The sequence below is a fragment of the Enterobacter genomosp. S genome (assembly GCF_001631805.1).
In the GTDB taxonomy this organism is placed as follows: domain Bacteria; phylum Pseudomonadota; class Gammaproteobacteria; order Enterobacterales; family Enterobacteriaceae; genus Enterobacter; species Enterobacter quasihormaechei.
On the sequence record NZ_LVVA01000012.1, the window covers coordinates 618549 to 643066 of the forward strand.

General features: G+C 57.2%; 22 protein-coding genes. 7 read left to right on the forward strand and 15 right to left on the reverse strand.

Translation table 11 applies throughout. The features are described from left to right. The first annotated feature begins 76 nt into the window (after window positions 1-76). A complete protein-coding gene (suhB, locus tag A3466_RS10495) occupies window positions 77-880 on the forward strand; it encodes an inositol-1-monophosphatase (RefSeq protein WP_003860668.1) in 804 nt (267 codons plus the stop codon). Window positions 881-940: 60 nt separating this feature from the next. Here the strand turns inward: suhB and A3466_RS10500 are convergent, their stop codons facing one another. Together A3466_RS10500 and A3466_RS10505 are read right to left on the reverse strand one after the other, a co-directional pair. Next, window positions 941-1921, reverse strand: coding sequence for a nickel/cobalt transporter (locus A3466_RS10500; protein ID WP_063450526.1), 981 nt, complete (start codon window positions 1919-1921; stop codon window positions 941-943). After that, window positions 1912-2550 (reverse strand): DUF1007 family protein, encoded by a 639-nt coding sequence (locus tag A3466_RS10505; RefSeq protein ID WP_063450527.1) that lies wholly within the window; start codon window positions 2548-2550, stop codon window positions 1912-1914. Before A3466_RS10505 ends, A3466_RS10500 begins: the two co-directional genes overlap by 10 nt. A 128-nt stretch (window positions 2551-2678) precedes the next feature. On the opposite strand from A3466_RS10505, the gene csiE reads away from it, so the two are divergent. Then, window positions 2679-3956 (forward strand): stationary phase inducible protein CsiE, encoded by a 1278-nt coding sequence (gene csiE, locus A3466_RS10510; protein WP_063450563.1) that lies wholly within the window; start codon window positions 2679-2681, stop codon window positions 3954-3956. Here csiE and A3466_RS10515 read toward each other — a convergent pair whose 3' ends face one another. Beyond that, window positions 3957-5096, reverse strand: coding sequence for a 3-phenylpropionate MFS transporter (locus A3466_RS10515; RefSeq protein ID WP_063450528.1), 1140 nt, complete (start codon window positions 5094-5096; stop codon window positions 3957-3959). It lies immediately after the preceding gene. 172 nt (window positions 5097-5268) lie between these two features. On the opposite strand from A3466_RS10515, the gene A3466_RS10520 reads away from it, so the two are divergent. Further along, window positions 5269-5691 (forward strand): DoxX family protein, encoded by a 423-nt coding sequence (locus A3466_RS10520; protein ID WP_038416512.1) that lies wholly within the window; start codon window positions 5269-5271, stop codon window positions 5689-5691. A 52-nt stretch (window positions 5692-5743) separates the two neighbouring features. On the opposite strand, the gene glyA is transcribed toward A3466_RS10520, so the two are convergent. Then, entirely contained in the window at window positions 5744-6997 is a 1254-nt protein-coding gene (gene glyA / locus A3466_RS10525) for a serine hydroxymethyltransferase (protein ID WP_063450529.1), read from the reverse strand. 303 nt (window positions 6998-7300) lie between these two features. Here glyA and hmpA point away from each other — a divergent pair, with 303 nt between their 5' ends. Further along, window positions 7301-8491, forward strand: coding sequence for an NO-inducible flavohemoprotein (hmpA, locus tag A3466_RS10530; RefSeq protein WP_063450530.1), 1191 nt, complete (start codon window positions 7301-7303; stop codon window positions 8489-8491). 80 nt (window positions 8492-8571) lie between these two features. On the opposite strand, the gene glnB is transcribed toward hmpA, so the two are convergent. The 5 genes from glnB to purL form a co-directional block, all read right to left on the reverse strand. Then, window positions 8572-8910: a nitrogen regulatory protein P-II gene (gene glnB / locus A3466_RS10535; RefSeq protein ID WP_003860685.1), complete on the reverse strand. Its 339-nt coding sequence runs from the start codon at window positions 8908-8910 to the stop codon at window positions 8572-8574. An 80-nt stretch (window positions 8911-8990) separates the two neighbouring features. Then, a complete protein-coding gene (glrR, locus tag A3466_RS10540; protein ID WP_063450531.1) occupies window positions 8991-10328 on the reverse strand; it encodes a two-component system response regulator GlrR in 1338 nt (445 codons plus the stop codon). Then, on the reverse strand, window positions 10325-11077 hold the full coding sequence (gene qseG, locus A3466_RS10545; RefSeq protein WP_063450532.1) for a two-component system QseEF-associated lipoprotein QseG: 753 nt from the start codon (window positions 11075-11077) through the stop codon (window positions 10325-10327). The genes glrR and qseG overlap by 4 nt, the downstream gene beginning before the upstream one ends. Next, on the reverse strand, window positions 11074-12507 hold the full coding sequence (qseE, locus tag A3466_RS10550; RefSeq protein ID WP_107535613.1) for a two component system sensor histidine kinase QseE/GlrK: 1434 nt from the start codon (window positions 12505-12507) through the stop codon (window positions 11074-11076). Before qseE ends, qseG begins: the two co-directional genes overlap by 4 nt. A gap of 532 nt (window positions 12508-13039) precedes the next feature. Then, entirely contained in the window at window positions 13040-16927 is a 3888-nt protein-coding gene (gene purL / locus A3466_RS10555; protein WP_063450534.1) for a phosphoribosylformylglycinamidine synthase, read from the reverse strand. Window positions 16928-17194: 267 nt separating this feature from the next. Here purL and mltF point away from each other — a divergent pair, with 267 nt between their 5' ends. Then, entirely contained in the window at window positions 17195-18745 is a 1551-nt protein-coding gene (mltF, locus tag A3466_RS10560; protein WP_063450535.1) for a membrane-bound lytic murein transglycosylase MltF, read from the forward strand. On the opposite strand, the gene tadA is transcribed toward mltF, so the two are convergent. From tadA to murQ, 4 genes are read right to left on the reverse strand one after another with little or no spacing between them, the layout of a single operon-like run. Continuing rightward, a complete protein-coding gene (tadA, locus tag A3466_RS10565; protein WP_063450536.1) occupies window positions 18633-19172 on the reverse strand; it encodes a tRNA adenosine(34) deaminase TadA in 540 nt (179 codons plus the stop codon). The two genes, mltF and tadA, sit on opposite strands and share 113 nt — an antisense overlap. Window positions 19173-19196: 24 nt before the next feature. Beyond that, window positions 19197-19832 carry a phosphatidylglycerophosphatase C gene (gene yfhb, locus A3466_RS10570; RefSeq protein ID WP_063450537.1) on the reverse strand — a complete coding sequence of 212 codons (636 nt, stop codon included), beginning with the start codon at window positions 19830-19832 and terminating at the stop codon, window positions 19197-19199. 3 nt (window positions 19833-19835) lie between these two features. Further along, window positions 19836-21200, reverse strand: a complete 1365-nt coding sequence (locus tag A3466_RS10575) for a PTS transporter subunit EIIC (RefSeq protein ID WP_063450538.1) — start codon at window positions 21198-21200, stop codon at window positions 19836-19838. Between the two features lie 9 nt (window positions 21201-21209). Beyond that, a complete protein-coding gene (gene murQ / locus A3466_RS10580; RefSeq protein ID WP_063450539.1) occupies window positions 21210-22106 on the reverse strand; it encodes an N-acetylmuramic acid 6-phosphate etherase in 897 nt (298 codons plus the stop codon). Window positions 22107-22224: 118 nt separating this feature from the next. On the opposite strand from murQ, the gene A3466_RS10585 reads away from it, so the two are divergent. Both A3466_RS10585 and A3466_RS10590 read left to right on the forward strand, forming a co-directional pair. Then, window positions 22225-23073, forward strand: coding sequence for a MurR/RpiR family transcriptional regulator (locus tag A3466_RS10585; protein WP_063450540.1), 849 nt, complete (start codon window positions 22225-22227; stop codon window positions 23071-23073). A 56-nt stretch (window positions 23074-23129) separates the two neighbouring features. Further along, window positions 23130-23390 carry a YfhL family 4Fe-4S dicluster ferredoxin gene (locus tag A3466_RS10590; protein WP_023300734.1) on the forward strand — a complete coding sequence of 87 codons (261 nt, stop codon included), beginning with the start codon at window positions 23130-23132 and terminating at the stop codon, window positions 23388-23390. On the opposite strand, the gene acpS is transcribed toward A3466_RS10590, so the two are convergent. Then, window positions 23387-23767, reverse strand: coding sequence for a holo-ACP synthase (gene acpS, locus A3466_RS10595; protein WP_015572144.1), 381 nt, complete (start codon window positions 23765-23767; stop codon window positions 23387-23389). The two genes, A3466_RS10590 and acpS, sit on opposite strands and share 4 nt — an antisense overlap. Beyond that, entirely contained in the window at window positions 23767-24498 is a 732-nt protein-coding gene (gene pdxJ / locus A3466_RS10600) for a pyridoxine 5'-phosphate synthase (RefSeq protein WP_063450541.1), read from the reverse strand. Before pdxJ ends, acpS begins: the two co-directional genes overlap by 1 nt. Window positions 24499-24518: the final 20 nt, after the last annotated feature.

Consider the following 24518-nt stretch of genomic DNA (forward strand, 5'->3'; position numbering starts at 1 on the left):
CGAGAGACATAATCCGATCCCGCTGCTATACTCTGCGCCGATTTTCCTGTTCTTTAACATCCAGTGAGAGAGACCGATGCATCCGATGCTGACCATCGCCGTGCGCGCAGCGCGCAAGGCGGGTAATGTAATTGCCAAACACTACGAAACCCCAGACTCCGTAGAAACCAGCCAGAAAGGCAGCAATGATTTCGTGACGAACGTCGATAAAGCCGCAGAAGCGATTATTATCGAAACGATCCGCAAATCTTACCCGCAGCACACCATCATCACCGAAGAAAGCGGTGAACATGAAGGTACCGATCAGGATGTTCAATGGGTTATCGATCCACTGGATGGCACCACCAACTTCGTTAAACGCCTGCCACACTTCTCAGTTTCTATCGCAGTACGCATCAAAGGCCGTACTGAAGTCGCCGTTGTCTACGATCCAATGCGTAACGAACTGTTCACCGCTACCCGCGGTCAGGGCGCGCAGCTGAACGGCTATCGTCTGCGTTGCAGCAATGCACGCGATCTGGACGGCACCATTCTGGCGACCGGCTTCCCGTTCAAGGCGAAGCAGCACGCAACCACCTATATGAATATCCTGGGCAAACTGTTCACCGAATGCGCGGACTTCCGTCGCACCGGTTCTGCTGCACTGGATCTGGCCTACGTGGCGACCGGTCGCGTTGACGGTTACTTCGAGCTGTCCCTGAAGCCGTGGGACTTTGCAGCGGGCGAGCTGATCGCACGTGAAGCAGGCGCCATCGTATGTGACTTCACCGGCGGCCATAACTATATGTCTACCGGCAACATCGTTGCAGGTAACCCGCGCGTCGTTAAAGCCATGCTGGCAAACATGCGTGATGAACTGAGTGATGCGCTGAAGCGTTAATTCAGCATGTTAAGCCCGGTGGCGCTACGCTTACCGGGCCTACAAATCCCTCAGGTACGGCTAAAAAGGCCGCAGCCCCCTTCCCACCGGCACTGCGCTCATCCACATCGTGACCGCCGCCACCAGCAGAATCACTCCGCCAGCCAGCGCAAGCGTCGTCCAGCCAACCTGTCGCCACAGCACCGGCGTTTTATTGCCGCTCAGTTTTACCGCGAGCTGACGGAAGCTGTGCACCAGCAACGCTAACGAAGAGATAGTCAGGGACGTTCCCGCCGCCATCGCCAGCGCCGAGAGCATACCCCAGCCAAATACCCCAATCACTTTGCTGAACAACAGCACCATGATCGCTCCCGAGCACGGGCGCATCCCCATAGAGAGCACAATCATCAGGCGCGCGCGCCAGTCGTCGCCGCTCCGTAATTGCGCCTGCGTCGGCAGATGCTGATGCCCACACCCGCAATTTTCATGGTGAACGTGATGCGGCGTAAAGGCTTTGAATTTCGGTTTTTGCAGCAACGCGCGCAACTTTTTCAGCGCCCGCCAGCAGAGGATCAGCCCCAGCACGCCCACCAGCGCGTAACTCCCCTTCTCCAGCCAGAAGCTGCTCATATGCAGCTGACGGGCCGGCAGCTGCAACAGCGAAAGGACTATCACGACGAGCGCAATCGCCACAATGCCCTGAAGTAAAGAGGACGCCAGCGTCAGGCCAATGCTCGATTTCAGCTTCGACGGATGGGTGGCAAGCCAGGTGGTGATGACGATTTTGCCGTGCCCCGGCCCCAGCGCGTGCAGCACGCCGTAGATAAAGCTGAACGCCAGAAGAGAACCGCCCGCTTTGGTCGGGTTCTCCGCCACCGCCTTCAGCAGCCCGCTCATCTGCTGATTGACTTCACGCTGCCAGATAATGCTTTTCATCATCACCTGCGGCCAGGCCTGCCACAGCCAAAGCGCGCCGCAGACGGCTAACAGTAAAAAGAGCGCCAGAGGCCAGAGGTGTAGCCAGCGACGCGGCTTGCTGACAGGAGAGGAGATCACTGACATTGCAACGTCACCTCCTGCGCAAACTGTTTCCCTAATTCCATGTCTTCTGGGGGCGCATCTTCTTTATCAAGGGAAACGGCAAAATTCAGCGTCTCTTCGCTGGGCGTCGGCGTGTGCACGGCAATTTTGCAGATTTCTTGCAACTTTTCCGGCAGCTGCACGTCGCTGTCCAGGGCGTAATGCATATCGACATAGTAGGTTGGATCAAACGTGGAGAACGTGTACTTCTGCCCTGCCAGCGGCTGAGGGTGCGCCAGCGGAAGGATAAACGTCAGCACCGCCTGATGTCCGTCGCGGGACATGCCGTACTCCGTGGGACGATTAAGAAACTTCACCTTTTGTCCGTTATGCCAGAACTCGGTGAAGTAGTGCTGACCCAGCACGTTGGCCATCACTTCTGCCGCCAGCTTTTTCCAGATCTCGTCGCCGGGCTTTGCGTTTCCGGCATCGTACAGCAGATCGGCGGAGGTGATTTCATCCATCGTCCAGCGCATTTTCAGGCCGCTGAGCTGCGTGCCGTCCGTCACCAGCTCGGTTTTCAGGCTGATAAAACTGTGAGGATGGGCGCCGGCGGCGAAAGTGAAAACCGCCAAAAATAACGCTACCGCGCTTTGTTTAACTATTTGCATCTGTTCCTCACGTCAAAAATTCTGTGATGTTCGCCAGCAATCCTGAGTGAAAGGCCTGCCGGCGCGCTTTTCAGCGCCCATCCTTTAGCTATTCTTATCAAACATTCACACTGGATACCCGACAGATGATGATGACGACGCTTGAAATTCCATCTGTGCTTTCCAGTTCGCAGCGCCGCTGCCAGGTGCTTTTGATGCTATACCTGCCCGATGCTGCCGTCACCGCACAGAGCATAATCGCTGCCAACGGCGTGGACGACGCCCTGGCACGGCAAGATATAGCCGAGACGCGCGATGAAATCCAGCGCTATCATCGGCTTGATATCGTCACGCAGCATGATGGCTGCTACCAAATTGAGGGTTCCGCCCTGAACCAGCGCTTGTGCCTGCTGCACTGGCTGCGCAGGGCGCTCCGGCTGTGTCCGCATTTTGTCTCGCAACAGTTTACCCCGGCCTTAAAAACGGCACTTAAACAGCACGGTATCGCCCGTCCTCTTTATGACGATGCGAATCTTCGGGCGCTTATCAGCTTTTGTTCGCGCAAGCTTCAGCGCCAGTTTGAGGCCCGCGACGTGCAGTTCTTACAGCTCTATCTGCAATACTGTCTGATTCAGCATCATCTGGGCAATACGCCACAGTTTTCTCCCGTTCAGCGCAACTGGACGCAGTCGAGAGGGGAGTACTTTACGGCGCAGGAAATTGTCCGCCACTGGAAACGGCGCGTTCCACAGGGCACACACGGCGATGAACAGCTGTTTCTGGCGCTGCTGTTTATGATGCTCCGCACACCCGATCCGGTGCTGGATAAACATCAGCAGGATCAGCGCCTGCGTCGCGCTATCGTGCGTATGATTGCCCGCTTCCGGGCGCAAACCGGCATGAACTTCAGCGATGAGCAAGGGCTGACCGATCAGCTTTATGTTCATCTGGCTCAGGCGCTGGACCGCTCCTTATTTGACATTGGCATCGACAACAGCCTGCCGGAAGAGATCCACCGCCTTTACCCCCGGCTGCTGCGCACCACCAAAGAGGCGCTGTCTGAGCTGGAAGCCGAATTTGGCCTACGATTCTCCGGTGAAGAGAGGGCTTTGGTGGCGGTGATTTTTGGTGCCTGGCTGATGCAGGAAACCGATCTGCATGAAAAACAGGTGGTGCTGTTAACGGGGGAAGATAAAGCCTGTGAGGAACTGATTGAGCAGCAGCTTCGCGAACTGACGCTGCTGCCGCTCAATATTCGATATCTCAGCCTGGAAGCGTTTAAGAAAGAGGGAGCGCCTCGCGAGGCAGCGCTGGTCATTACTCCCTATCCAACCGCCCTGCCGCTGTTCTCGCCGCCGCTTATTCATGCCGTAGAGACCCTGAACTCGCAGCAGCAGGAACATATTCGCGTTATGCTCGAATCATAGTCACGCGCGAGCAGCCACCTTCGGGCGGATGACGATGGCCGGTAAGGCCACCAGCGCCATCACCCAGAACACCCCGTGCCCGAGATGCTGATAGAGGAAACCGGCGAAGACGGTCATCACGGCGATACTGCCCCCCATCGCCACCGCTGAATAGACCGCCTGGAGACGAATAACGTCCCCGCCCTCTCGCGCCGCGATGTAGCGCATCGCCGCCAGATGACACACGGTAAAGGTTCCGCAGTGCAGAATTTGCGCCACAATCAGCCACGGCAGCTCCGTCGTCCAGCCCATGATGCCCCAGCGCGCCACGCCGCAGACGGCGGAAAGCAGCAGCAAATCCCGCGCACCGAAACGGCCGAACAGTTTTTTGCTGAGCGCAAAGATAATCACTTCAGCCACTACGCCAAGCGACCATAAATAGCCGACGGCGGAGGCGGAATATCCCGCCCCCTGCCAGTAAATGGCGCTGAAGCCGTAATAGGCCGCATGCGCGCCCTGAAGCAGGCACACGCAGGCCAGAAAACGCCAGCTTTGCACCACAAGGCTTCGCCAGGCGGGCCAGCCCGCGCTTTCCTGATGGCGGCTTTCCCCTTGCGGCATCACCGACGGGCGCAGCAGCATCCCCAGAAGCATGGAGGCGATCCCGATACTCAGCAATGCCAGGATCGCGCGGTAATCGTAGAGGCTGACCAGTTTGCCCACCAGCGCAGAGCCGATGACGAAGGCAATCGATCCCCACAGGCGCACGCGGCCATAGTCCATGGTGATCTGCTTTTGCCAGGTGTTCGCCAGCGCATCCGTCAGCGGCACCAGCGGGGAGAAAAACAGGTTAAAGCCAACCATCACCACCATCAGCCAGGCAAACTGGTGACTGACCCAGAAACAGGCCGCGAAGACCAGCGTCAGCAGGGCCAGAATGCGCACCGCTTTAATCAGTAAGGAGGGATCGCTGACGCGGGGGGCAATCAGCAGGCTGCCGAGGAAACGCGCCACCAGCCCTGCGCCCAGCAGGATACCGATGGTTTCAGGCGTCAGACCAATTCCCTTGAGCCAGACGCTCCAGAAAGGCAAAAAAATACCGTAGCTAAAGAAATAGGTGAAATAGCTGAGCGCCAGCCAGCGCGTGGAATGCAAGACCATGAATCCCTCCCGAAATGGAGGCGATAGTCTGGCGTTTATCCTGTACTTTAGCAAGTCGTTAGCGCGCTATAAATTTACGAAAAATTAACATCATGAACAGCCGGCCGGCGTATGGCGAGAGCGGTAAAACTGTATTACGTTTAAAGGACATCGCCTGAAGAGGTCGTTTGCCATGAACAGCTTACGTTATTTCGATTTCGGCTCTTCCCGTTCGCTCCTGCTTTTAATTGCCCGCATTGCCATCGTGGTTCTGTTTATTATTTTCGGTTATCCAAAGCTGACGGGTTTTAGCGGCACCGTTCAGTATATGACGTCACTCGGAGCGCCCATGCCCATGCTGGCGGCCATTATTGCCGTCGTGATGGAGATTCCCGCCGCGATACTGATTGTGCTTGGCTTTTTCACCCGCCCTCTCGCGGTCATCTTTGTCTTCTATACGCTGGGGACCGCGGTAATTGGTCATCACTACTGGGATATGACCGGGGATGCGGTCCTGCCCAATATGATTAACTTCTACAAGAATGTGAGTATCGCGGGCGCCTTTATTTTGCTGGCGATTACAGGGCCGGGGGCCATCTCCCTCGACCGACGTTAGCCCACAAAAAAGGCCGCATAAGCGGCCTTTTTCAGTTCTGCAACGCAGACAATTAAGCGTACACCGGGAAGCGTGCGCAGATTTCCAGAACTTTACCCTTAACGCGCTCGATAACCGCGTCGTCATTGATGTTGTCCAGAACGTCACACATCCAGCCCGCCAGCTCTTTCACTTCCGCTTCTTTAAAGCCGCGACGCGTCACGGCCGGAGAACCGATACGGATACCGGACGTCACGAACGGGCTCTTCGGATCGTTTGGCACGCTGTTTTTGTTCACGGTGATGTTGGCGCGGCCCAGGGCAGCGTCAGCTTCTTTACCGGTCAGGTTCTTATCAACCAGGTCCAGCAGGAACAGGTGGTTTTCCGTACCGCCAGAAACCACTTTGTAGCCACGGTTCAGGAACACTTCCACCATCGCTTTGGCGTTCTTAGCAACCTGCTGCTGGTAAACCTTAAACTCTGGCTCCATCGCTTCTTTCAGCGCCACCGCTTTAGCCGCGATAACGTGCATCAGCGGGCCGCCCTGCGCGCTTGGGAACACAGCAGAGTTCAGCTTTTTGTACAGCTCTTCGTCACCGCCTTTCGCCAGGATCAGGCCACCGCGTGGACCCGCCAGGGTTTTGTGGGTGGTGGTGGTCACAACGTGAGCGTGTGGAACCGGGTTCGGATAAACGCCTGCGGCAATCAGGCCAGCAACGTGCGCCATGTCGACAAACAGGTACGCGCCGATGCTGTCTGCGATTTCACGCATTTTGGCCCAGTCAACGATGCCGGAGTAAGCAGAGAAACCACCGATGATCATCTTCGGCTTGTGCTCTTTAGCCTGCTTCGCCATGTCTTCGTAGTCAATTTTACCGGACTCATCAATACCGTAAGGAATGATGTTGTACAGTTTACCGGAGAAGTTAACCGGGGAGCCGTGAGTCAGGTGGCCGCCCTGTGCCAGGTTCATACCCAGAACGGTATCGCCCGGCTGCAACAGCGCGGTGTAAACAGCGAAGTTAGCCTGAGAGCCAGAGTGCGGCTGGACGTTTGCGTAGTCAGCGCCAAAGAGTGCTTTCGCACGGTCAATTGCCAGCTGCTCAACGATATCAACGTACTCGCAGCCGCCGTAGTAGCGCTTGCCCGGGTAACCTTCAGCGTATTTGTTGGTCAGCTGAGAGCCCTGCGCCTGCATAACGCGCGGGCTGGTGTAGTTTTCGGAGGCGATCAGTTCGATGTGCTCTTCCTGACGTACTTTTTCCTGCTCCATAGCCTGCCACAGTTCGGCATCATAATCGGCAATGTTCATTTCACGCTTTAACATCCGCATCTCCTGACTCAGCTAACAAGTAAATTTTGGCCTGAAAAGGCAGTCCTGTTGGACGACGGGCAACAGTATAACTGAATAGTTCTGCGATAACAGGTCTTGACAAACGATTTTACGCAAACGTTTACCTTCACGCCACGCAAGGGTTTGAGCGATAAAGCTCTCGTCATTTTCAACGGATTTCTTTTCAGCTTTGTGATGCATATTTTTCACGATGCAAAGAACCATTTACATTGCATGGGTATTTTTATAAGATGCATCTAAAATACATCATTAAAGTAACATCAGAAGGAAGCTGCTATGCTCGACGCTCAAACCATCGCTACCGTGAAGGCCACGATCCCCCTGCTGGTTGAAACGGGTCCTAAGCTGACCGCCCATTTCTACGATCGCATGTTCGCGCATAACCCTGAGCTCAAAGAAATTTTTAACATGAGCAACCAGCGTAACGGCGATCAGCGTGAAGCGCTTTTTAACGCTATCGCCGCCTATGCCAGCAACATCGAAAACCTGCCGGCTCTTCTGCCTGCGGTGGAAAAAATTGCCCAGAAGCACACCAGCTTCCAGATCAAACCTGAACAGTACAATATCGTCGGCAGCCACCTGCTGGCCACGCTGGACGAAATGTTCAGCCCGGGCCAGGAGGTGCTGGACGCGTGGGGTAAAGCCTACGGCGTGCTGGCAAACGTGTTTATCAATCGTGAAGCGCAGATCTACAGCGAAAACGCCAGTAAGAACGGCGGCTGGGAAGGCACTCGCGCCTTCCGTATCGTTGAGAAAACCCCGCGTAGCGCGCTTATCACCAGTTTTGAATTTGAGCCGGTTGACGGCCAGCCGGTGGCGGATTATCAGCCTGGGCAGTATCTGGGCGTCTGGCTGAAGCCGGAAGGCTTCCCGCATCAGGAGATCCGCCAGTACTCCCTGACCCGCAAGCCAAACGGCAAAGGCTATCGCATTGCGGTTAAACGTGAGGAAGGCGGTCAGGTATCGACCTGGCTGCATAACGTCGCTAACGTTGGCGACATCGTTCATCTGGCCGCGCCGGCGGGTGACTTCTTTATGGCGGTGGAACCCGGCACGCCGGTGACGCTGATCTCCGCGGGCGTGGGTCAAACGCCAATGCTGGCGATGCTGGATACGCTGGCAAAATCCAGCCACAGCGCGCAGGTTAACTGGTTCCACGCGGCCGAAAACGGTGATGTCCACGCCTTTGCGGATGAAGTGAAAACGCTGGCGGCCAGTCTGCCGCACTTTACTGCGCATACCTGGTACCGTTTGCCAACGGAAGCCGACCGCGCAGCGGCACGTTTTGACAGCGAAGGGTTGATGAATTTAGGGCAGCATGAAGGGGCGTTCAACGCACCGGGAATGCAGTTCTACGTTTGCGGACCGGTGGCGTTTATGCAGTATGCCGCGAAGCAGCTGGTAGACCTGGGTGTTGACAAGGACAACATTCATTACGAATGCTTCGGCCCGCATAAGGTGCTGTAATCGCCCGGCGGCGCTTCGCTTGTACGGGCCTACGAAGGGTTTTGTAGGCCGGGTAAGCGCAGCGCCACCCGGCAAGCGTGTTAAATCGCCGCGTCGTCTTCCTCGCCGGTACGGATACGGATCACGCGCGCCACGTCAAAGACGAAGATTTTCCCGTCGCCAATTTTGCCGGTCTGTGCCGTGCGGATAATGGTATCCACACAGGTATCGACGATGTCATCGCTCACCACGATCTCGATTTTCACCTTCGGCAGAAAGTCCACCATGTACTCTGCGCCACGGTACAGCTCGGTGTGGCCCTTCTGACGACCAAAACCTTTCACTTCAGTTACGGTCATCCCGGTGATGCCCACTTCAGCCAGCGCCTCACGTACATCATCCAGTTTGAAAGGTTTAATAATCGCATCAATTTTTTTCATGGTCGGTCCTTAAACTCTTGCCTGTAAGCTGCCTCGTAATCGGTTGCTCACAGTATCATATTCAGGCGGATTTTGCGGTACTACTCTTTAAAATCGTTCGCTTCCAGCTCGTGGCGTGAGAGGAGTTTATAGAACTCGGTACGGTTACGCCCGGCCATGCGCGCCGCGTGGGTCACGTTGCCTTTGGTGATTTGAAGCAGCTTGCGCAGATAGTTCAGCTCGAACTGATTTCGCGCTTCCGCAAACGTCGGTAAAGCCGTGTTTTCCCCTTCCAGCGCCTGCTCCACCAGCGCATCGCTGATCACGGGCGATGAGGTCAGCGCCACGCACTGCTCAATCACGTTCACCAGCTGGCGCACGTTGCCCGGCCAGCTTGCCGTCATCAGGCGCTTCATCGCATCGGTGGAGAACGCGCGCACAAACGGTTTGTGGCGGTCTGCGGCCTGGCGCAAAAGATGGTTTGCCAGCAGCGGAATATCTTCCGCGCGCTCGGCCAGCGCCGGAATTTTCAGGTTGACGACATTCAGTCGGTAGTAGAGATCTTCGCGGAACTCGTTGCGCGCCATCGCCTTGGGTAAATCACGGTGGGTGGCGGAAATAATACGCACGTTGATGTCGATATCGCGGTTGCTGCCGAGCGGACGCACTTTTCGCTCCTGCAACACGCGCAGCAGTTTGACCTGCAACGGCGCGGGCATATCGCCAATTTCATCGAGAAACAGCGTGCCGCCCTCAGCCGCCTGGAATAGCCCTTCACGGCTGCTCACCGCGCCGGTAAAGGCGCCACGGGCGTGACCGAAAAGCTCTGACTCAAGCAGCTGTTCCGGCAACGCGCCACAGTTGATGGCGATAAAAGCATTTTTACTGCGCGGGCTGGCGTTGTGGATCGCCTGGGCGAGGATCTCTTTCCCGGTCCCGCTTTGGCCGTTGATCAGTACGCTAACGTCTGATTGCGCCACCATCCGCGCCTGTTCCAGCAGGCGCAGCATAACCGGGCTACGCGTTACGATGGATTCACGCCAGGCGTCGTCGCCGGAGGGCGCCGCGTGCTCAAGGGCGCTGTCGATCGCTTTGTAGAGGGCATCTTTATCCACCGGTTTGGTGAGGAAGCTGAACACGCCCTGCTGCGTCGCGGCCACCGCATCCGGAATGGATCCGTGCGCGGTGAGAATAATTACCGGCATCCCGGGCTGCTGCTTCTGGATCTCCGCGAACAGTTGCAGGCCGTCCATTTCATCCATGCGTAAATCGCTGATCACCAGATCGATTTTCTCACGGCTGAGCACTTTCAGCCCCTCCTGCCCGCTTTCAGCGGTAACCACGCTGTAGCCTTCGCTGACCAGACGCATCCCCAACAGCTTTAATAAACCGGGATCGTCATCCACCAGCAACAGATGGGCAGGTTTACGGCTTGTCATGGCTTCACATCCTCTTGTTTCGGCGTCTCACCGTCTGGAGTCGTGGCAGAGTTGCCTTTCGACCCGTCGGGCAGATAGCTGCCTGCCGGCTTACGCGTCGAGAGCTGTCTCTCGATATCGGTCAGATTCTCAAGCTTGCGCGTGGTGGTATCAAGCTGCTCGCGCAGCGACTCCTGCTGCTGGCGCAGCGCATCAAGCTCGCTGTCGCTCGACTGCTGCAATTTGCTGTAGCGGAAACGCTCTTCAGACAGCTGTAATTGCAGGGTTTGTCCGTCCCGCCAGAGCTGATAGACCGGGCGCACCTGCGAGGGAATATTGATTACGTAAGTATCCAGCCGCGTCACGTTGGCGCGGCGTTCGACGGGGGTGATTCTGGCATCGGCCATAACGATCCCACGTTTAAACGCGTCCTGCCAGGTGTCGTCCACCAGCATCGCCGCCTGCGCACGGGCCTCGGCGGGGGCCAGACGCTGGGCGCAGTCTATTCCCCGCAGCCAGAACAGCGGGTTGGATTCGACATCGTGCCCCGACAGGCTCCAGATATCATCGCAACGTGTTGAAAGGAAGTCGGCCAGCTGTTTTTGCGGCCATTTATCTTCCTGTTTGTGGCTAATTGCACTTTTTGGTGCATGGGTGACACAGCCTGCCAGCAGCAGGCAGGGCAGGCTCAGGCGCACATTTTTGCTGGAAAACACCGCGCGCAATGCGCGATAAAAGACGTGTGACATACTCACCAGGTTGTTATTCATTTCATTGATTTTTCCGGCTCAAGAGGCAGTTCGATACGAAAACAGACATCGGCGCGTTCATCACTCACGATGTTAAGCTCACCCTGCATGCGTCGTATGCAGTCGCGGGCAATACTCAGCCCCAGACCACTTCCTTTTACCGCACCTTTTCGCTGATGACTCCCCTGGAAGAAGGGTTCAAAGATCATCGTTTTTTCATCATCCGGAATCGGGCTTCCCGTATTCGCTACGTCAATAAATACCCGCGAACCGTTGTTATTGCTTCTGATATAAATGGTACCGGATTCAGTACCATAGTGCACCGCATTGGAATAAAGATTATCCAGCACGCTCATTAACAGCATCGGTTCTGCAAGACAGGCTGGCGCGTTGAGATCCACCTGGGTATGCATCATTTTAGCTCTTGCTGGCAGGCTATGGGCGGAGATGACCATATCCACCAGCGGTTCAATTTCAACGCTCTCGAGCACCACAGCACCATCCGCCAGCTTGCGGTTATAGTCCAGCAATTGTTCGATAAGTTTCTGTAAATTGCGGCTGCTGGCATCCAGAATCGCCACAATCTCTTTTTGCTCAGGCGTTAACGGCCCCGCCACTTCGTCGGCCAGCAGCTCCGTGCCTTCACGCATGCTGGCCAGCGGTGTTTTGAGTTCGTGTGAGATATGGCGCAGAAATTGGTGACGCTGGGATTCCAGCCACGCCAGACGCTCTGAAAGCCAGATAATGCGCTGGCCGACCGAGCGCAGCTCGCGCGGGCCTTTAAAAACGACGGTATCCCCGAGGGATTTGCCCTCTCCCAGGCGGTTAATCATTCGCTGGATCCCCTTTACGGGACCGATGATCATGCGGGTAAAGAGCAGCACCAGCCCCAGGCTGACCAGAAACAGCACCAGCGCCTGCCAGCCAAAGAACTGGCCGCGCTCGGCAATCTCCTGCTGGAGCTGCTGCCCGCGGGAAAAGATTACCGTACGGGTGGACTGAACCATCTCCGTGTTGGCATTCGCAAAGGCCTCAAGCCGCGCGGCGGCGGCGGCATCAGGACCGCTGTTTTTGCACTGGAGCTGCGCCAGATCGTTCAGATCCTGACGCAGCGCCTGATAGAGCTTGTCATCCGGCAGCACCCCGGCATGGGCGTCCAGCATTTCGCTGTAGCGTTTACGCTGATTCTGATACACCCTTTCCAGCGTGCGGTCGTCCAGCACGCAGTACTGGCGATAGCTACGCTCCATCTCCAGCGCGGCGTTGGTCATCGCCTCGCTACGGCGGGCATCAATAAGCGTGGTGCGGTTAGTCAGCGCCGCCTGGGCACTTAACGCGTTCAGGCTTTGCCAGGCCTGCCAGGCCAGCACCAGCAAAGGTAGCAGGATCAGCAGGAAGGCCATCATAACAAGCTGTCGCAGGGAGCGAGGGAAAGCGGGCCAGCGTTTCAACACATTACTCTCTTCATCCGGGTTTGAGGAGAGCGTAACTGAGTCTGCCCTTCAGATACAACAAAGCCGGGTAAAAACCCGGCTTTGTCATGGAATAAGGCGGTGCCTAACTCGACGTTTCGCCCTGGCCTGATAAAGCATTGCAATAATCAGTAGTTGGACGGCAGGCACCTTTTTGTGCGTCATTCGAAGTTTATGTAGCACGTCCCGAAGGGGCTGACATAAGAAGGTGAATGAGCCACTGACTACTGTAATGCAACTCGCGTGCCAGAATGCAAGACAATCAATTATCTTTATGATTACAAAAGGCTTTATTACATAAGTGTATTGAAAGCGGCGTGAATGATTTCCAGGCTAAGTGTCGCTATTAAGCAACACCTTAACGGGAACCTGTCATGCCATATATAAATCAATAAGTTAAATGTCTCTTTTTGGAGACACTTAAACCGCAGGATTGTCGCGATTTTGCGACAGGTATAAAAAAGCCCGGTAGCGCTTACGCTTACCGGGCCTAGAGGTAGTACGCTAAACCTTAACCCAACTGTTTACGCGCGTTGCGGAAAATGCGCATCCACGGGCTGTCCTCGCCCCAGTTTTCAGGGTGCCAGGAGTTGCTCACGGTACGGAAGACACGCTCCGGGTGCGGCATCATGATCGTTACGCGACCGCTTTCGCTGGTGACCGCAGTAATACCATTTGCCGAACCGTTCGGGTTAGCCGGATAGGTTTCGGTGACCTTGCCGAAGTTATCAACGAAGCGCAGCGCCACCAGCCCTTTGCTTTCAAGCTGAGCCAGATGCGCCGCATCGCGCACTTCAACCTGACCTTCACCGTGCGACACCGCGATTGGCATCTGAGAACCCACCATCCCCTGTAACAGCAGAGACGGGCTTTGAGTCACCTCTACCAGGCTGAAGCGGGCTTCAAAGCGGTCGGACTGGTTGCGCACAAAGCGCGGCCAGGCTTCACTGCCCGGGATCAGCTCGCGCAGGTTAGACATCATCTGACAGCCGTTACAAACGCCCAGCGCTAGCGTCTGGGGACGGTGGAAGAAGGTCTCGAACTCGTCACGCACGCGGCTGTTGAACAGGATGGACTTCGCCCAGCCTTCGCCCGCGCCCAGCACGTCGCCGTAGGAGAAACCGCCGCAGGCCACCAGCGCCTGGAAATCATCCAGCCCGGTACGCCCGGCCAGCAGGTCGCTCATATGAACATCAATGGCGTCAAAGCCCGCCCGGTGGAAGGCAGCCGCCATCTCAACGTGGGAGTTAACGCCCTGCTCGCGCAGCACGGCCACTTTCGGACGCGCGCCGGTCGCGATGTACGGTGCGGCAATGTCTTCGTTGATGTCGAAGGAGAGCTTCACGTTCAGGCCTGGATCCTGGTCATTGGCCTTTGCGTTATGCTCCTGATCGGCGCATTCCGGGTTATCGCGCAGGCGCTGCATCTGCCAGGTGGTTTCCGCCCACCACATACGCAGCGTGGTACGGCTTTCGCTGAACACCGCGTGGCCGTCGGCTTCAATCACGAAGCGGTCACCCTGCACCGCTTTCCCCAGATAGTGCACGCAGTCTGCCAGACCGTGCTTCGCCAGAATCGTTTCCACCGCCTCGCGGTCTGCGGCGCGGACCTGAATCACCGCGCCCAGCTCTTCGTTAAACAGCGCTGCCAGGCGGTCTTCGCCAAGAGCGCCAATGTTCGCTTCCACGCCGCAGTGGCCGGTGAAGGCCATCTCTGCCAGGGTGACCAGCAGGCCACCATCGGAGCGGTCGTGGTAGGCCAGCAGCTTGCGCTGTGCCACCAGCGCCTGGATCGCGTCGTAGAAGCCTTTTAGCTGGGCGACGTCACGCACGTCGGCTGGCTTATCGCCGAGCTGACGGTAAACCTGCGCCAGCGCGGTTGCGCCCAGTGCGTTATGGCCTTTGCCGAGGTCAATCAGCAGCAGGGCGTTATCTTCGGTCGCCAGCTGCGGCGTAACGGTATGGCGTACGTCTTCCACGCGGGCAAACGCGGTGATCACCAGCGACAGCGGAGAGGTCATCTCGCGCTGCTCGTTACCCTCCTGCCAGCGGGTTTTCATCGACATGGAGTCTTTACCCACCGGAATGGTCAGGCCTAGGGCTGGACACAGCTCCTCACCCACCGCTTTCACGGCTTCATACAGGCCGGCGTCTTCCCCCGGGTGACCGGCAGCGGCCATCCAGTTCGCGGAAAGCTTGATGCGTTTAATATCACCAATCTGCGTCGCGGCAATGTTGGTCAGCGCTTCACCGACCGCCAGTCGCGCAGAGGCGGCGAAGTCCAGCAGCGCCACCGGCGTACGTTCGCCCAGCGCCATCGCTTCGCCGTAATAGCTGTCGAGGCTCGCAGTGGTCACGGCGCAGTTAGCGACCGGGATCTGCCACGGGCCGACCATCTGATCGCGGGATACCATACCGGTCACGGTACGGTCGCCGATGGTGACCAGGAACGTTTTCTCTGCCACGGCCGGGAGGTGCAGTACGCGATCCACTGCGTCCGCAACGGTAATGCCCTGGCGGTCCAGCGCTTTGCCCGCCGCTTTGCGGGTGGTGACGTCGCGGGTCATCTTCGGCGTTTTGCCGAGCAGCACGTCCAGCGGCAGATCGATAGGCTGGTTGTCAAAGTGGGTATCGCTCAAGGAGAGGTGCTGCTCTTCGGTCGCTTCACCGATGACGGCATACGGCGCGCGCTCGCGGCGGCACAGCTCGTCAAACAGCGGCAGCTGATCGGCGGCCACCGCCAGCACGTAGCGCTCCTGGGATTCGTTACACCAGATTTCCAGCGGGCTCATGCCCGGCTCATCGCTCAGGATGTCGCGCAGGTTGAAACGCCCGCCGCGACCACCGTCGCTCACCAGCTCCGGCATGGCGTTGGACAGACCGCCCGCGCCCACGTCGTGGATGAACAGAATCGGGTTAGCATCGCCCAGCTGCCAGCAGCGGTCGATCACTTCCTGACAGCGACGCTCCATCTCCGGGTTGTCGCGCTGCACGGAGGCGAAATCGAGATCCGCATCAGACTGGCCGGAAGCCATAGACGAGGCTGCACCACCGCCCAGACCGATGTTCATGGCCGGACCGCCGAGCACGATCAGCTTCGCGCCGACGACGATCTCACCTTTCTGCACGTGATCGGCGCGAATGTTGCCGATCCCGCCCGCCAGCATGATCGGTTTGTGGTAGCCGCGCAGCTCTTCGCCGTTGTGGCTGTCCACTTTCTCTTCATAGGTACGGAAGTAGCCGTTCAGCGCCGGACGACCAAATTCGTTGTTGAACGCCGCGCCGCCCAGCGGGCCTTCGGTCATGATATCCAGCGCGGTCACGATGCGCTCTGGCTTGCCGAAATCTTCTTCCCACGGCTGTTCAAAGCCCGGGATACGCAGGTTGGAAACGGAGAAACCGACCAGACCCGCTTTTGGTTTAGCGCCGCGACCCGTCGCACCTTCGTCACGGATTTCACCGCCGGAACCGGTCGCCGCACCCGGCCACGGCGAGATTGCCGTCGGGTGGTTGTGGGTTTCCACTTTCATCAGGATATGCGCAGGCTCCTGATGGAAGTCATAGCGTCCCGCTTCGCGGTCGGCGAAGAAGCGGCCCACCTCGGAACCTTCCATTACCGCGGCGTTGTCCTTATAGGCAGACAGCACGTGGTCAGGGGTTTGCTCCATGGTGTTTTTGATCATTTTGAACAGCGACTTCGGCTGCTGTTCACCGTCGATAATCCAGTCGGCGTTGAAAATCTTGTGGCGGCAGTGCTCAGAGTTGGCCTGCGCAAACATATACAGTTCGATGTCGTTCGGGTTGCGGTTGAGCTTAACGAATGCATCCTGAAGGTAGTCAATTTCATCTTCTGCGAGTGCCAGCCCCAGACGCAGGTTTGCGTCGATCAGCGCCTGACGCCCCTGCCCCAGCAGGTCTACGCTCTGTACCGGCGCAGGCTGATGGTGGGAGAACAGCTTCTGCGCCTCATCCAGAGAGGCAAACACGCTTTCCATCATGCGGTCGTGCAGCTCTGCCGCAACGGCCTGCCACTGCGCGTCGCTCAGGGTGGACGCTTCCACATAGTACGCCACGCCGCGCTCCAGACGGTTAATTTGGTTCAGGCCGCAGTTGTGGGCGATATCCGTTGCTTTGGAAGACCAGGGGGAGATGGTGCCCGGACGTGGCGTGGCAAGGATCAGTTTACCGGTCGGCGTATGGCTGCTCAGGCTTGGGCCATATTTAAGCAGGCGTTCCAGCTGTACGCGCTCCTCTGCATTCAGAGGGGCATTCAGGTCAGCAAAATGGACATACTCAGCGTAAATATTGCTTACCGGAAGGTCGGCCGCCTGAAAACGTGCCAGCAGTTTGTTAATACGGAAGGCAGACAGTGCAGGCGAACCACGCAGAATTTCCATCATAAGTCTCTCGTCTTCGAAGCGCCGGGGCGCTTACAGTGTGCGCAAGGGGGGAAAACGGGCGTCATTATAGAGAATCCTGAGCGCCGACGAAACCGTTTGCGTCGAAATAAAATCATCCATTATGTTTAACAATAGATGTGACCAGTCTCTCTAATTGGTTGCCAACTGGCGCTACTTTGCGCAAAATGCCGCTCAATCAATGGCAAACCCTATTCATAACATGACTACAGCACACTGAGGCATCCGGCGTCGCAGAGAATTAACTAATTGAAAAAATTAAAGATTAATTATCTGCTCATCGGCATTGTTACGTTGCTGCTGGCAGTGGCCCTCTGGCCTTCTATCCCCTGGTTCGGCAAAGCCGAGAACCGTATCGCCGCCATTCAGGAGCGGGGGGAGCTGCGCGTCAGTACCCTCTCTTCCCCGCTTATTTATGACGATATCAACGGTAAAACCATTGGGCTTGATTATGAACTGGCACAGCTGTTTGCGGACTACATGGGCGTTAAGCTGAAGGTCACCGTGCGACAAAACATTAACCAGCTGTTTGACGACCTGGATCATAACCGCGCTGATATCCTCGCCGCCGGACTGGTGTACAACAGCGAGCGGAGCAAAAACTATCAGCCGGGCCCAACCTATTACTCCGTGTCGCAGCAGGTGGTTTACCGTGTGGGTAGCCTGCGCCCGCGCTCGCTGGCCGACATCACCGAACAACAGTTAACCATCGCCCCCGGCCACGTGGTGATTGACGATCTGCGGGAATTAAAAGAGAAAAAATACCCGAACCTCAGCTGGAAGGTTGACACGAAACTGGGCACCAACGCATTGCTGGAGCAGGTAAAGGATAAAAAACTGGCCTATACCATTGCTGATTCGGTAGCGATCAGCCTTTTCCAGCGCGTTCATCCTGAAATCGCCGTGGCGCTGGATGTGACCGACGAACAGCCGGTGACCTGGTTTACCCCGCTAGACGACGATCAGACCGTTTCTGCGGCCATGCTCGATTTCTTTAATTCTATCAATGAAGACGGCACGCTGGCGCGTCTGGAAGAGAAATATCTCGGTCACGGTGACGATTTTGATTACGTGGACACCCGCACCTTCCTGCGCGCGGTGGATAGCGTGCTGCCGGAGCTGCAACCGCTGTTTGAGAAATACGCACAGGAAATTGACTGGAAGCTGCTGGCGGCGATTTCCTACCAGGAATCACACTGGGATGCTCAGGCCACCTCCCCGACGGGCGTGCGCGGGTTGATGATGCTGACCAAAAATACCGCCCAAAGCCTCGGCATCAGCGACCGGACCGATGCGGAGCAGAGCATCAGCGGCGGCGCGCAGTATTTACAGGATATGATGGCAAAAGTGCCGGAGACGGTCCCGGAAGGGGAGCGGATCTGGTTTGCGCTGGCCGCCTATAACATGGGCTATGCGCACATGCTCGACGCGCGCGCGCTGACGGCGAAAACAAAAGGTAATCCGGACAGCTGGTCTGATGTAAAACAGCGCCTGCCGCTGCTGAGTCAGAAACAGTGGTATAAAAAGCTGACGTACGGCTATGCGCGCGGGCATGAAGCGTATGCTTACGTGGAGAATATTCGTAAGTATCAGATAAGCCTGGTGGGGTATTTGCTGGAGAAAGAAAAAGAGGCAACCGAGGCACAACAGCTGGCTGAAAGCTATCCGGTGGTCGCACCGGACGAGCTTAATCCCCCTGCGACTTCAATTCTGCCTTTTGTTGCTTTTTCTGCTGCCGACGCATTCGAAAAAAGTCACTTAACAGACCCGAACATTCTGGTGCAAGTACCCCACCGATAGTGTTCACCTGGTGGTTCATCCCCGGATGCCCAAGCACGTCCATCAGCGAGCCGGCAGCGCCCGTCTTTTCATCCCGCGCGCCAAATACCAGCGTGCCGATTCGGCTGTGCACCATTGCCCCGGAGCACATCACGCACGGTTCAAGGGTGACGTAGAGTGTGGTATCAAGCAGACGATAGTTTTGCAGCACCAGTCCGCCCTGACGAAGCGCCATGATTTCAGCATGCGCGGTGGGATCGTGGCGGCCAATAGGACGGTTCCACCCTTCTCCAATCACCTGATTGTTATGGACCAGCACCGCGCCCACGGGCACTTCGCCCTCTTCCCAGGCGCGCTGAGCCAGCGCCAGCGCGTGGCGCATCCAGTATTCATGATTGTGTTCAGGGTTGGACAAGGGTTGATACTCCAGTCGAAAAGCGGGCGGCATTATACACAGCCCTTATAGATAAGACTATTCGAGTTGCTGAAGTTCACCCAGCGGCGTGACGCGCCAGCGGTGCTGGCAAAAATAGAGCAGCGGGTTGTCCTGCTTGCTGTCGCTGTAGCCGCTGTACAGGCGCAGCGGCGTGCCGATGCGTTTTTCCAGCTGGACCACTTTTTCATGCCCCAGGCAGCGCATCGTCAGGACCCAGCCGCCGTAGCCGCGTGAGATTTGCGTAGCGATAAGATTCACGCGCGGCAGCCAGGGGGTATCAAAGTAGACCTGCTCCACCAGCGTCTGCGGGGAGCCGGTAATCAGCCAGATATCGGCGTCGTTGGCGTCGAGGTAGCTGGTGAGGCGCGCCTGTACCACGGGAAACGCGGCCACGTGGCCGCGAAACCAGTGGGCAAAATCCTGCTCAAGCTGCTTAAGACGCGCTTCGCTATGACCAAACGTACATCCCCAGAGCAACAGGCTCATCGGCCAGCGCGCTGCACGGCCTTTTACCAGCAGCGCGATACCAATAACGGGTAACAGGGGCAATACCAGCAGCGCGTTAAGGGGCTGGCGCCGCAGCAGGTAGCGCATAAACGTGCCGAACATATCCTGCTGGTGCAGCGTTCCATCCAGATCGAAAAAAACAACGCGACGCTCGTGATTGGCCAAACCTTACTCCTCTGGGTCGTTGAATCCTAACAGCCAGGTAAACAGGAACCCGGCGATCACCGCTACCAGATAGCCTAACAGATAGAGCATGACTTTTCCGGTCACGATGGTTAATGCCAGCGGTAAACCGGAGATCCCAAAGGTGATAACGGTCGCCACTTTCCAGTAGCTGATCAGCGCCCCGCCCACCGCACCGCCGAGGCAGGCGGCCAGGAACGGTTTACCCAGCGGCAGCGTAACGCCGAAAATCAGCGGCTCGCCGATACCGAGTAACCCGACCGGCATCGCCCCTTTAATGACCTTTTTCAGACGTGCGTTGCGGGTTTTCATCAGTATCGCGATGGCCGCACCGACCTGCCCAACGCCCGCCATCGACAGGATCGGCAGCAGCGCGTTATAGCCGTGCGCCTGCACCAGTTCGACGTGAATCGGCACCATCCCCTGATGCAGACCGGTCAGGACTAACGGCAGGAAGGTTCCGGACAGTACGGCGCCTACCAGCAACCCGCCGCGATCGATAGCCAGTGACGCGCCGTGGGCGATGGCTTCCGAGATCCAGCCGCCCAGCGGTTGCAGAGCCACAATCGCCACGCTACCGGTAATCAGCGTGGTCAGCAATGGGTTGAGGATCAGCTCAATCGAGCCGGGCAGTACCGCGCGCAGCTTTTTCTCGATCCAGCACATCAGGATCACCACCAGCAGCACGGCAATCACCCCACCTCGGCCAGGCTGAAGCGCCTCGCCAAACAGCGTAATTTGCGCCAGCTGCGGGCTGGAGAGGATCCCGGCCATTACACCACCCATTGCCAGCGAGCCGCCGAACACTTTGGCGGTATTCACCCCCACCAAAATGTTCATGATGGCAAACACCGCGCTGCCGAAGATGGCGAGAATGCCCAGCAGGTTCGGATACTGCGTGGCAAAATTCCCGACAATATCCGGACGCTTAAGGATATTGATAATCCCGGTGATCAGCCCCGACGCAATAAACGCCGGGATCAGCGGAATAAAGACGTTGGCCAGCTGGCGCAGCGCGTCGCTCATAGGGGCTTTATACCTGGCTTTCGCCTGCGCTTTGGTGCGCTCCGCGTCGTCAACGGCGTGAGCCATTTCCCCGCCCGTCATCAGAGCGCGCATGGCGTCAACCACCTGCGCCGCTTTGCCCGGGCCGACAATCAGCTGATGCTGTTGCCCCTGCTTAACGTACCCGCTCACGCCGGGAAGCTGCTTCAGGCGCGTGACATCGAGCTTGTCGTCGTTATGCACCTCGATGCGCACGCGCGTCATGCAGTTTTCCAGACGCTGAATATTGTTTTCCCCACCGATCCCGAGCAGGATGTCGCTGGCGAGCGCTGCTGTTTTGTCCATACACGCCTCTTATTCGTGTTCTAATGCCGCCCGTAAAAACCCGTGATGGGCATCGAGTCTGGCTCTGGCCGCGGCTGCATCCAACCCGGTTAATATCATCAGAATGGCCGGTTTGACGTCGTGATCGGTCTGCTGAAGCACCTTTTCCGCCTCTTCACGCGCGGCGCCCGTCGCTTCCATCACCATGCGGCACGCTCTGTCCACTAGCTTGACGTTGGTCGCCTGCATGTCCACCATCAGGTTTTGGTAGACCTTGCCGAATTTCACCATCGCGCCGGTGGAGATCATATTGAGCACCAGCTTCTGCGCGGTACCCGACTTCAGACGCGTCGAGCCGGTTAACGCCTCGGGCCCAACGACAGGCGAGATGGCAATGTCCGCTACCTGCGCTATCGGCGAGCCGGGGTTGCAGGAGATGGCGACCGTGGTGCACCCGATCTTCCGGGCATATTCCAGCCCGCCAATGACGTACGGCGTACGCCCGGAAGCCGCCAGCCCGACCACCAGATCCTGCGCGGTCAGGTTCAGCGTCCTGAGGTCATCTTCCCCAAGCTGTTTATTATCTTCTGCTCCTTCCACCGCTTTCAGCAGCGCGCCAGGGCCGCCGGCAATCAGGCCCACGACCAGGCCGTGCGGAACGCCAAAGGTCGGCGGACACTCCGAGGCATCGAGCACGCCGAGGCGTCCGCTGGTTCCCGCCCCCATATAAATAATGCGTCCTCCGGCTTTCAGCGCGTCGGCAGCGGCGTCCACGGCTTTTGCTACCTCAGGCAATGTCTCTTTGACTGCCAGCGCGACGAGGGTATCCTGTTGATTAAAGCGGTTTACCAGCTCAAGCGTGGAGAGCGCGTCAAGATCCATGGTTTGCGGGTTACGCGTTTCAGAAACAAGAGAGCCTAGATTCATGTTATGTACCTCTGGAATTTTTAATTCATAATAAACGCACTATAATGGAATATAAAATTCATTCAGGCGAGCAAAATCCGTATTTGCGCAGGCAATCACATTTTCGCCAGGAGATCGTATGAACTGTTTAATTCGCATTCGTCAGCGCTACGCAGGCTTTGCTCAGAGTGATAAAAAGCTCGCGGATTTTTTACTCTCTCAGCCCGATCGCGCGCGGCACCTTAGTTCGCAGCAGCTGGCAGGCGAAGCCGGGGTGAGCCAGTCAAGCGTAGTGAAGTTTGCCCAGAAGATTGGTTTTAAGGGCTTTCCGGCACTGAAGCTGGCCATCAGCGAAGCGCTGGTGAGCAACCCTAACCCGCAGTCTATGCCGGTGCATAACCAGATCCGCGGCGACGATCCGATGCGTCTGGTCGGTGAAAAGCTGATTAAGGAGAACGTGGCGGCAATGCACGCCACGCTGGACGTGAACACCGAAGAGAAGCTGCTGGAAAGCGTCGCCATGCTTCGCGACGCGCGGCGCATTGTGTTGACCGGGATTGGGGCGTCCGGGCTGGTGGCGCGTAACTTTGGCTGGAAGCTGACCAAAATCGGCTATAACGCCATTGTTGAGCAGGATATGCACGCGCTGCTGGCAACCGTTCAGGCGATGGATCCTGACGATGTGCTGCTAGCCATCTCCTATTCCGGCGAGCGCCGCGAGATAAATATGGCCACCGACGAGGCCCTGCGCGTTGGGGGGAAAATTTTAGCCATTACCGGCTTTAGCCCCAATGCGCTCCAGCAGCGGGCAACGCGCTGTCTGTATACCATTGCCGAGGAACAGGCCACTCGCAGCGCGGCTATTTCCTCAACGAGTGCGCAAATGATGCTGACGGATCTGCTGTTTATGGCGCTGGTTCAGCAGGATCTGGAGCGTGCGCCAGAGCGGATTCGCCACAGCGAAGAGCTGGTAAAAAAACTGGTCTGAGCACAAAATGCGCGTATAATGCCCGCCCTGTTTGTGATGTTTCTGAGAATTTCCCGATGGCGCTGTTAATCACCAAAAAATGCATCAACTGCGATATGTGCGAACCCGAATGCCCTAACCAGGCGATTTCGATGGGCGACAGCATTTATGAGATTAACAGCGACCGCTGCACCGAGTGCATCGGCCACTATGAAACGCCGACCTGCCAGAAGGTGTGCCCAATCCCCAATACAATCTTAAAAGATCCGGCACACGTCGAGAACGAAGAACAGCTGTGGGATAAGTTTGTCCTGATGCACCATGCGGACAAAATTTAACTCTCGATAATTACCGTTGCACAGGCATAGTGGCGTTCATCTGCCAGCGTTACGTGCATGTGCGCCACGCCCAGCTTTTCCGCCAGCTTAAGCGCCTCGCCCCATAAGCGCAGACGTGGTTTACCCAGCTCATCGTTGAAGACTTCAAACTGGTTAAACGCCAGGCCGTTACGAATGCCCGTGCCGAACGCTTTCGCCGCCGCCTCTTTTACCGCAAAACGCTTTGCCAGAAAGCGCACCGGCTGTTGATGCGCCTCCCAGATGGCCCATTCGTTATCGCTCAGCACGCGTCTTGCCAGGCGATCGCCGCTACGGGCGATCACTGCTTCGATGCGGGCTATTTCAACGATATCGGTGCCTAAGCCCAGAATGGCCATTACTGACGCGCTTCCAGCATCAGGCGCTTCATCTCTGAAACCGCCTCTTTCAGGCCACTCATTACCGCCCGGCCAATAATCGCGTGACCGATGTTTAGCTCGTGCATTTCCGGCAGGGCGGCGATGGCCTTCACGTTGTGATAGGTCAGGCCGTGTCCGGCGTTAACCTTCAGGCCCAGACTGGCCGCGTAGGTTGCCGCTTTGGCAATACGCTCCAGCTCTTTAGCCTGCTCAGCATCATTTTCAGCATCAGCATAGCAGCCGGTATGAATTTCAATGTACGGCGCGCCCACGTCTGCTGCGGCTTTAATCTGGGTGAAATCGGCGTCAATAAACAGGGAAACCAGGATACCGGCATCCGCCAGGCGTTTGCAGGCGTCGCGCATTTTGTCGAGCTGCCCCGCCACGTCCAGACCACCTTCGGTCGTCACTTCCTGACGCTTTTCCGGCACCAGACAGCAGAAGTGCGGCTTCGTATCGCAGGCTATCGTCAGCATCTCTTCCGTTACCGCCATCTCCAGGTTCATGCGCGTATCCAGCGTCTGGCGCAGGATGCGCACGTCGCGATCGGTGATGTGGCGACGGTCTTCACGCAGGTGGACGGTAATGCCGTCCGCCCCAGCCTGCTCGGCGATAAACGCCGCCTGAACCGGATCCGGATACGCCGTGCCGCGCGCGTTGCGCAGGGTGGCAATGTGGTCGATGTTGACGCCTAATAGTAATTCAGCCATGACAATCCTCGGTTTTCTTT

Coding starts and splice junctions, on each gene's coding strand:
- suhB (WP_003860668.1), top strand. CDS start 77: ATGCATCCGATGCTGACCATCGCCGTGCGCGCAGCGCGCAAGGCGGGT.
- A3466_RS10500 (WP_063450526.1), bottom strand. CDS start 1,921: ATGTCAGTGATCTCCTCTCCTGTCAGCAAGCCGCGTCGCTGGCTACAC.
- A3466_RS10505 (WP_063450527.1), bottom strand. CDS start 2,550: ATGCAAATAGTTAAACAAAGCGCGGTAGCGTTATTTTTGGCGGTTTTC.
- csiE (WP_063450563.1), top strand. CDS start 2,679: ATGATGACGACGCTTGAAATTCCATCTGTGCTTTCCAGTTCGCAGCGC.
- A3466_RS10515 (WP_063450528.1), bottom strand. CDS start 5,096: ATGGTCTTGCATTCCACGCGCTGGCTGGCGCTCAGCTATTTCACCTAT.
- A3466_RS10520 (WP_038416512.1), top strand. CDS start 5,269: ATGAACAGCTTACGTTATTTCGATTTCGGCTCTTCCCGTTCGCTCCTG.
- glyA (WP_063450529.1), bottom strand. CDS start 6,997: ATGTTAAAGCGTGAAATGAACATTGCCGATTATGATGCCGAACTGTGG.
- hmpA (WP_063450530.1), top strand. CDS start 7,301: ATGCTCGACGCTCAAACCATCGCTACCGTGAAGGCCACGATCCCCCTG.
- glnB (WP_003860685.1), bottom strand. CDS start 8,910: ATGAAAAAAATTGATGCGATTATTAAACCTTTCAAACTGGATGATGTA.
- glrR (WP_063450531.1), bottom strand. CDS start 10,328: ATGACAAGCCGTAAACCTGCCCATCTGTTGCTGGTGGATGACGATCCC.
- qseG (WP_063450532.1), bottom strand. CDS start 11,077: ATGAATAACAACCTGGTGAGTATGTCACACGTCTTTTATCGCGCATTG.
- purL (WP_063450534.1), bottom strand. CDS start 16,927: ATGATGGAAATTCTGCGTGGTTCGCCTGCACTGTCTGCCTTCCGTATT.
- tadA (WP_063450536.1), bottom strand. CDS start 19,172: ATGCCGCCCGCTTTTCGACTGGAGTATCAACCCTTGTCCAACCCTGAA.
- A3466_RS10575 (WP_063450538.1), bottom strand. CDS start 21,200: ATGGACAAAACAGCAGCGCTCGCCAGCGACATCCTGCTCGGGATCGGT.
- murQ (WP_063450539.1), bottom strand. CDS start 22,106: ATGAATCTAGGCTCTCTTGTTTCTGAAACGCGTAACCCGCAAACCATG.
- A3466_RS10585 (WP_063450540.1), top strand. CDS start 22,225: ATGAACTGTTTAATTCGCATTCGTCAGCGCTACGCAGGCTTTGCTCAG.
- A3466_RS10590 (WP_023300734.1), top strand. CDS start 23,130: ATGGCGCTGTTAATCACCAAAAAATGCATCAACTGCGATATGTGCGAA.
- acpS (WP_015572144.1), bottom strand. CDS start 23,767: ATGGCCATTCTGGGCTTAGGCACCGATATCGTTGAAATAGCCCGCATC.
- pdxJ (WP_063450541.1), bottom strand. CDS start 24,498: ATGGCTGAATTACTATTAGGCGTCAACATCGACCACATTGCCACCCTG.